This window comes from Plantactinospora solaniradicis (genome assembly GCF_042658085.1).
GTDB classification, from domain to species: domain Bacteria; phylum Actinomycetota; class Actinomycetes; order Mycobacteriales; family Micromonosporaceae; genus Plantactinospora; species Plantactinospora solaniradicis.
This window is the reverse complement of the sequence record NZ_JBHSPR010000008.1, coordinates 355354-362938: the sequence shown is the minus strand read 5'-3', so window position 1 is coordinate 362938 and position 7585 is coordinate 355354. Positions and strand designations below refer to the sequence as shown.

General features: G+C 69.3%; 3 protein-coding genes. All 3 read right to left on the bottom strand.

Going from position 1 to position 7585, the window contains the following annotated elements:
- Nucleotides 1-13: 13 nt before the first annotated feature.
- Entirely contained in the window at nucleotides 14-3346 is a 3333-nt protein-coding gene (locus tag ACFP2T_RS11370) for an MGH1-like glycoside hydrolase domain-containing protein (protein ID WP_377420529.1), read from the bottom strand.
- 56 nt (nucleotides 3347-3402) lie between these two features.
- Nucleotides 3403-4977 (bottom strand): ricin-type beta-trefoil lectin domain protein, encoded by a 1575-nt coding sequence (locus ACFP2T_RS11365; protein ID WP_377420527.1) that lies wholly within the window; start codon nucleotides 4975-4977, stop codon nucleotides 3403-3405.
- Between the two features lie 92 nt (nucleotides 4978-5069).
- Entirely contained in the window at nucleotides 5070-7550 is a 2481-nt protein-coding gene (locus tag ACFP2T_RS11360; RefSeq protein ID WP_377420525.1) for a glycoside hydrolase family 127 protein, read from the bottom strand.
- Nucleotides 7551-7585: the final 35 nt, after the last annotated feature.

Here is a 7585-nt window from a genome sequence, read left to right as displayed (position 1 = left end):
CCGGCGGCCGGGGTCACGGGCTGAACGCCTTGACCTCCAGCAGCCCGACCGAACCCTGTCCGCTGGTCAGCGCCACCCGCAGGCGGGTGGTGCCGAGGCTGGGGAAGGTGACCCGGTTGTACTGGTTCACCGCGACCGGATAGCCGCTGGCGCCGGGGACGTCGGCGTACGCGCTGCCGGTCCAGTACTGGAGCTTCCAGGACGCCGGTACCCGTACTCCGCCGTTGTCGTCGAAGAAGTAGACCTCGGCCGAGGTCAGGGTCCGGGCCGTCGGCCAGGTCAGCTCGGCCCACTGGGCGCCGGTGTTCGGCCAGGTGCCCCAGCGCGGGTTGACGGTGTCGTTGGACTGGGACGGGTCGATCCCGTCGTTCAGCGCGGCGACGCTCTCCCAGGTCGAGGTGTACGACGCGGACGGCGTCGCCGCCCCCGCGACGTTGCCGCCCGGTTCCGGCTCGGGATCGGGATCAGGATCCGGATCGGGGTTCGTGCCGCCCCGGTTGTAGACCTTGATCTCGGTCAGCCCGGTCTTCGCCGACCCGGACGCGTGGGTGAACTGCACCCGGAGCCGGGAGGTGTTGACCGGGGTGAAGCCGACCCGGTTGTAGTTCGACTGCGGGGTACCCGGGGATTTCGCCTGGGCCGCCGCGTTGACCCAGGCGGTGCCGTTCCAGTACTGCACGTTGTACGAGCCCGGTGGCCGGTACCGGTTCGTCGCCCGGTCGTTGCGGAACCACAGCCGTACCTCGTCGACGGCCCGGGACTGCCCGAAGTTCAGCTCGTAGGAGTCGGTGGCGTTCGGCGAGCCGTAGCTGCCCCAGATCGGCTCGTTGATCGGGAAGCCGTCGATCGCCGCCCCGGTCGAGGTGCCGGAGGCGGTGTACGACGCGGTCGCGGTCGCCCCCGAGGCCAGGTTGGCGGTCGTGGACGTCAGGTCCGCGCCCGCCTTGGCGAAGATGTCCACCATCCGGGCGCTGTTCTGCACCACCTGCTGCGGCAGTTGCAGGCCGGAGACGGCGGTGCTGAAGCTGGCCGTACCACCGGCCGGCAGGGTCACCGCGCCGGTCGCCGGGTTGTAGAGCACCCGGGTCAGCCGGTCCACCGTGAACGCCCGGGTCCCGTTGAGATAGACCGAGTAGCCCTGCGGCACCCCGGTGTACCGGGTCACCCCGTCGGCCGGGTCGTCCCAGACCACGCTGAGGTCCATGTTGCGGTACCGGAGGTTGTTCACCGCGAAGTGCGACCAGTTGATGTTGATCGGGGAGAGTTCGATCTGGCTGTCGTTGCGCGGACGCAGCCCGGCGACGTCCTCGACCACGGTCCAGTTGCTGCTGCCCAGGATGTTGTGGTGGATCCAGGACCGGTAGTTGATGGTCCGGGACGAGCCGTTCCAGTCGGCCCAGAACTCGTTCGCGTCCGGCCACTGGGTGTTGCCGCCGATGTACTGCGCCCAGGCGTTCCAGTAGAGGAGCTGCTTGTAGTTCTCGGCCGTCATCCACTGGTTCGGGTAGTTGCGCAGCACCGAAGAGTAGAGCCGGAACTGCACCGTCGAGTTGATGGTGGAGAAGTTGTTGCTGCCCGGCTGACCGGCGGCGGCCGCGGCGGCCTTGTCCCGCTGGTTCGCGGTGAAGAACGGGAAGATCGGGTACTCCGCCGGGTCGTCGTAGAGCCGCAACGCCTGCCGGTACTGGTCGGTGTTCGGCATCAGCCCGACCGAGTACGGGTAGTAGTTGTTGATCTCCTTCCACGGCACGTGCGTGTTCGTCGACACGTGCTTGTGCTCCAGCAGTTGCCGAGACGGGTTCCACAGCACGTTCACGATGCCGTCCCGGATCCGGTTGGCGATCGTCTGCATCTCGTTCGCCTTGGCCGTGTTGCCGAGCAGCGTGTACGCCTGCACCGCCGCCATCGCGTTGCTCCAGACGTACGCCCCCTCGGCGCGGTCGAGGTTGCCGGACCGCCAGTGGAACGACACCGCGTCGGCGTCGTTGCCCGTCATCGCGCCCCAGTCGTACTCGATCACTCCGTTGTTGTTGGTGTCGTACGTCGCCAACTGGCCCTTGACGTCCTGCTCGGCGTACCGGGCCAGGTTGGCCGCGATTGCCGGCTGCCCGCCGTGGATCTGGTAGCTGCGCCAGGCCGCCTCGGCGACGTACTGGGTGTAGGAGTTGGACCAGTTCTCCGGGTCGCCGGGGTTGTCCATGAACCGGCCGTTGCGGGACACCTGCCCGATCGACGTCCACGGCCCGTACGAGTAGATCGGGTTGCGCAGGTACTTCAGGTCGTCGATGTGCATCGGCTGGGTGAGCACGATCGCGTTGTTGTAGCCGAGCGCCCCCTCGACCGAGGTCGGGAACTGGAAGTCCTGGCCGGGGATGTCCACGTCGAGGTAGTTGAAGCGCATCAGCCACCAGCGGTAGTAGACGTTCTTCTTGATCGCCGCGTCCGGCACGTCGATGTACGGGATGTTCTCCGCCCACCACCGGTTGTACGCCCGCACGTGGGTGGCGAACGCCGTCGCCGGGGTGTAGCCCCGGTAGGTGTTGTACTCGGTCAGCGACTCCGGGATCTCGTTCGCGACGAACCCGAGCTGCACCTTGGTGCTCAGGCTCTGTCCGGCGGCGAGCGTCACCGACCGGTTCAGCCCGCCGGAGCTGACCGTGAACCCGTCCCCCGACAGCCGGGGATAGAGCGTGGTCAGCCCGTTCTTCACCGCCCGGGTCCCGGTCAGCTCGCTGCCGCTGCCCGAGGTCGCGTACGGCGAGGTGGCCCGCAACTGCACGGTCGCCGAGGCGGAGCCGGTGTTCACGACGTTGAGGTTGGTCACCGCCACGTTCTGCTGCGTGATGAACTTCGACACCTCGACCCGGACCGAACCGCTGGTGTAGACGCCCCGCCAGTGGCTCGGTGACTGCCACCGGCTGGACACCTGCTCGGTGAAGGTGCCGGGGGTGACCGCGACCGCGTACGCGTTCTGGCTGCTGATGTTGTCCCAGTACGCGGCGTTGCCGCCGAAGCCGATCACCGACGGGTTGTGGGTGTACATGAACATGCCTCGGCCCCGGCTCATCAGCCAGGTGCCGGCCGGATCGTTGCCCGGCCGCCCCAGCAGCCGGTCCAACCAGAAGTCGGTGCCGCCGCTCTCGGCGTTGTAGATCGCCTGCATGGTGTTGCCGGTGTTGTAACCGACCGGCGGCGCCGGAACGGCCGGTCCGGAGAACGTGGGGTAGCCGATGGTCTGCGCAGCCATGGCCGGCGTTCCAGGTGCCGTCAGGGCACCGGTGGTGGCCAGCACGACCGCGAGCCCGGCCGCCCAGCATCTCCGCTTTCTTCCCGGTGCGAACCGCATCGGGTCACCTCCATGGGGGTTTGTGGTGGGGACGGAACTGGTACGTGGGATCGGGCTCATCCCCGGCTCCACCGCTGGGCCGGCTGGCCGGTGCAGTCGGCGAGGACCAGCGTCGTGCCGTTGGTCTGGCCGTCGCCCGTGGTGGCGAGGCAACGTCCGCTGGGTACTCCGGCCACCGCGCCGTCGGGCCGTAGGCTCCATCGCTGGTTGGTGCCGCCGGTGCAGCCGGAGATCACCACGGCGGTACCCGCCACGGTGCCCGAACCGGACGCGGTGAGGCACTTGTCGAGCACCCGCAGGGTCTCCCCCAGTTGGCTCACCGACTGGTTGGCACCGCTGTTGCAGGTCCAGACGACGAATTGGATCCCGTCGGTGGAGTTGCTGTCGGGTACGTCCAGGCAGCTTCCCGAGGCGCCGTTGACCAGCCGGAACGTCGTCGGCGTGGGAGGTGGGCCGGCGGAATTACGGATCAGGAAGAGATTGTCGGCGACGTTGTAGTAGGTGGCCAGGTAGCTGCCCGCGGCCGGAGCGGTGTGGTAGTAGTCGTCATGGTTGCAGTCCAGCCGCTGGTCGTGCGCCCGGTCCGTGCACCTGGTCTGGATCACCGTGTTGGCGTTGTCCTTGTAACACATGACGTCCCACTCGTCGACGCAGTGGGCGTACCCGGAAGCGTTCGGGGCGTTGTTGTTGACCGCGCCGAGGGTGTGCCCGAGTTCGTGCGCCGCGACGCCCGCGTTCCAGCAGCCGCTGTCCGCGCGGGCGTACTCGGGGCCGGAGTTGGACCGGTTTTGGTCGCTCTTGCGGGTGTCACCGGCGAACCCGCCGATGCCGCAGTAGACCCGCGCGTCCACGAACTGTAGGTACTTACGATCGGTGCGGGTGTAGCCGGCGGCCCGGACCGCGTTCAGCAGCGGCGCCCAGTCGTTGGCGTTCAGCGCGGCGTCGGGGATCTGCACGTCCCGGACGACCGGACGGCAGGCTCCGTTCACCGTCTCGGTGACGTACCGGACCCGCCGCGATCCGCCGGTCTCCCGGGCGCTCTCGTAGAAGATCGTGTCGACGCCCTCGGCCAGGGTCCGGAACGTCTCCAGGTACTGGGCGTACCGGTTCACGCTGCCGTGCACGTAGAGCACCTCGACACGCCGGCCGGAGACACCATCGCCCTCGCAGACGGGCAGCGCCTGGGGGGCGACCTGGGCGACCCGTGGTGAGAGCGGCCTGATCTCCCGGCTCACGGACAGACCGGCGGGCGGACTGTCCGGGCCGTGCGTACACATCGTCGGGATGACGCCGACCACCTGGTAGGCGCCGACACAGGGGCCGGTCCGGGCTGCGACGAGCCCGCCGTACACCAGGCCCCGGGCCGGTTCGTCGGCCGGCACCCCGGACAGCGGCCGCGCGTCGGGGCCGGTGGGCCCGTGCCCGTGGTCGGCGGTGCCCGCCGCGTGGTGGTGGTCGGCGGTGCCGGCCGGATAGAGATGATCATCCACAGTGGGCGGCGGGCCGACCGCCGGAGCGGACCGGGATTCGGCGCCGGCGGGCCCGACCAGGGCAAACAGGACGAGGAGCAGGCCGGACGCGCCGACGAGCAGCCGGGTACGGCCAAGGGGACGATGGGCGGGGGATGCCATGAGGATTCCCTCCTCGGCGAGGCGGACCGCCGCGTTCGCGGCGGGCAGGGGTCAGGTTGGGGTCGCGACCGGATCAGGCGCTGCACCAGGGCTCACAGGCCGGTCGCGTTCAGGTCGGCGACCTCGGCCGCGCTCAGGGCCCGGGCGTAGACCCGGAAGCCGTCCACCGCCCCGGTCAGGTACGGGTCGCCGGAGTACTGCGAGCGGCCGATCCAGTTCTGGGTGGTACTGCCGAGCGCGGACGGACGGGTGGTCAGCGCGTTGTTCCGGGCCACCTCGACACCGTTGATGAAGAGCACCCCGAGGTTGCCGGTCTGGGTGACCGCGACGTGCGTCCAGGTGCCGACCGGCAGCGCGGCCGGCGCGTTGATCTGCTGCTCGGCGCCGGCCCCGCCGCTGGTGATGGCGAACCGGGCGGTGCCGGCGCTGCTCTGCGGGGTGAGGAAGAGATATCCGCTGGTGCCCGAGCCGAAGTCGAAGACCCGGGCCCAGGCCGTCGCGGTGGTCCGCCGGACCCAGGTCGCGATCGTGAACGCGGTGGCGCCGGCCAGCAGCCCGGCCGGCAACCCGACGTGGGCGCCGGTCCCGTTCAGGTTGACCGCGTTCCCGGTCCGGCCGGTCGTCCAGTTGGCACCGCCGGTCAGGGTGCCGGTCCGGCCGTTGCCGGTGGCGTCGGCGGCCGAGGTGCCGGCGGTCTCGTCGAACCGGTAGTGCGCGGCGAACGGTGCCGGCGGGGCACCGGTCACCGTCCAGTAGACCGTGTACCGCTGCCCGTGCATCTTGTAGAACGGCAGCAGGGTCACCGAACCGGTGCTGGCGGTTCCGGTGTACTGCAACGGGGTCGACGTCGGGCGCAGGCTGGCCGGGTCGAGAGTGGGCAGTGCGGACAGGTTGCTGGTGCCGTACGCCCCGGCGAGCACGATCGGTCCGTGCCTCACCGCCTGCACGGTGCTGTTGTCCGGGGTGGATTCCCGGGTCAGCGCCATCGGCAGGCTGATCTCGACCACGTCACCCGAGGCCCAGGTGCGGTTGATCCGGGCGAAGCTTCCCGGAGTGACCCCGGCCTGTACGGCGCCGTTCAGCCGTACCTCGGCACCGGTGGCCCAGCCGGGGATCCGGATCCGCAGGTCGATCGCGCCCGACCCGGTGACGGTGAGCCGGCTCGACGGCGCCTCCGGGAAGGTGGTGTCCTGCTGGACCGTGATGCCCCGGCCCGGCCAGGTGAGCCGGGAGGCGGCGAAGAGGTTGACGTACAGGATGTTGCCGTTGTGGAAGTAGATGCTGTCGGCGAGCTTGGTGTGCGTCTCCATCCCGGTGCCGTGGCAGCAGGTGAAGTTGCTGTAGTCGTTGCTGTACGTCTTGATCCCGCCGGCCCGCAGCGGCACGTAGTAGCAGTGGAAGCCGTGCGACGAACTCGGATTCTGGGCACCGATCAGGTGGTTCCAGAGCGCCTTCTCGTAGTAGTCGAGGTAGTCGAGCCGGGCCGGGTTGGTGAAGAAGAGCTGCCGGGTCAGCTTCAACATGTTGTAGGTGTTGCAGCACTCGCAGGTGCTGTCGGAGAGTTCGCTGGCGATCCGGTTCGGCGCCTTGAAGTACTCGCCGTTGGAGTTGCCGCCGATCGCGTACGTGTGCCGGCCGACCACGATGTCCCAGAAGTTGACGGCGGTGTCGCGGTACCGGGTGGTGCCGGTGGCGTGGTACTCCCGGATCGCGCCGAGGACCTTCGGGATCTGGGTGTTCGCGTGGTAGTTGTTCAACGCGTCGGTGTTCGCCGCCAGCGGGTCGAAGATCTCGGCGTGGTCGAAGTAGCGGGCGGTGGTGAGGTGGTCCGGGTTCTCGGTGAGCTGGTAGAGGTTGGTCAGTACCTCGTTCATCCCGCCGAACTCGGTGTCCAGCATGTTCTGCCGCTGGGTCTGGGTCAGCCGGTCGTTGCGGAACTTGACCCAGGCCGCCATCCGGACCAGGACGTCGAGCGCCTGGACGTTGCCGGCGAGCTGGTGCATGTCGAGCAGCCCAGCCATGATCTTGTGCAGCGTGTAGTAGGGCGCCCAGACCTGCTGCCGGGCCTCCACCCGGTCGATGAAGCTCTCCGGGTACGCCGAGAGGTAGCCGGTGTTGTAGCCGGCCGTGGTGGCCCGGTTCTGGCAGATCGCCAACTGCGCGACGAGGTAGTCCCCCTTGGTCTTGAACGCGGCCGAGCCGGTGTTCGCGTACGCCTGGGCCAGCGCGGTCAGCACGTGCCCGGTGGAGTGTCCGCGCAGTTCCGTCGTCGGGGACTCCCAGCCCCCACAGGCGGTCGCCGAGGACGACAGGCCGTAGTTGAGCCGGAAGGTGTGCAGCAGCCGATCGGCGTCGACGAAGTTCAGATAGGCCTGGGTACGCCCCGCGTTGGCCTGGAACGGACCGGCCAGCAGGGTGACCGCGGTGAGCGGAAAGGCGTACGCGGAGACGCCGACGTCGGGCCGGGCCGCGGCGACCGGCTGGCCCGGCAGCGCGCCGGCCACGGTCGCGCCCACCACGGCGGCGGCACTGGTCTGCAACAACGATCTACGGGACAGGGCGGGACGGTGCATGGTGGTGGTCACCTCCGGGGGTGGGGGTCGCCCGG

Excerpts from the sequence above, each read along its gene's own strand:
- ACFP2T_RS11370 (WP_377420529.1), bottom strand. The coding sequence starts at position 3,346 with ATGCGGTTCGCACCGGGAAGAAAGCGGAGATGCTGGGCGGCCGGGCTC.
- ACFP2T_RS11365 (WP_377420527.1), bottom strand. The coding sequence starts at position 4,977 with ATGGCATCCCCCGCCCATCGTCCCCTTGGCCGTACCCGGCTGCTCGTC.
- ACFP2T_RS11360 (WP_377420525.1), bottom strand. The coding sequence starts at position 7,550 with ATGCACCGTCCCGCCCTGTCCCGTAGATCGTTGTTGCAGACCAGTGCC.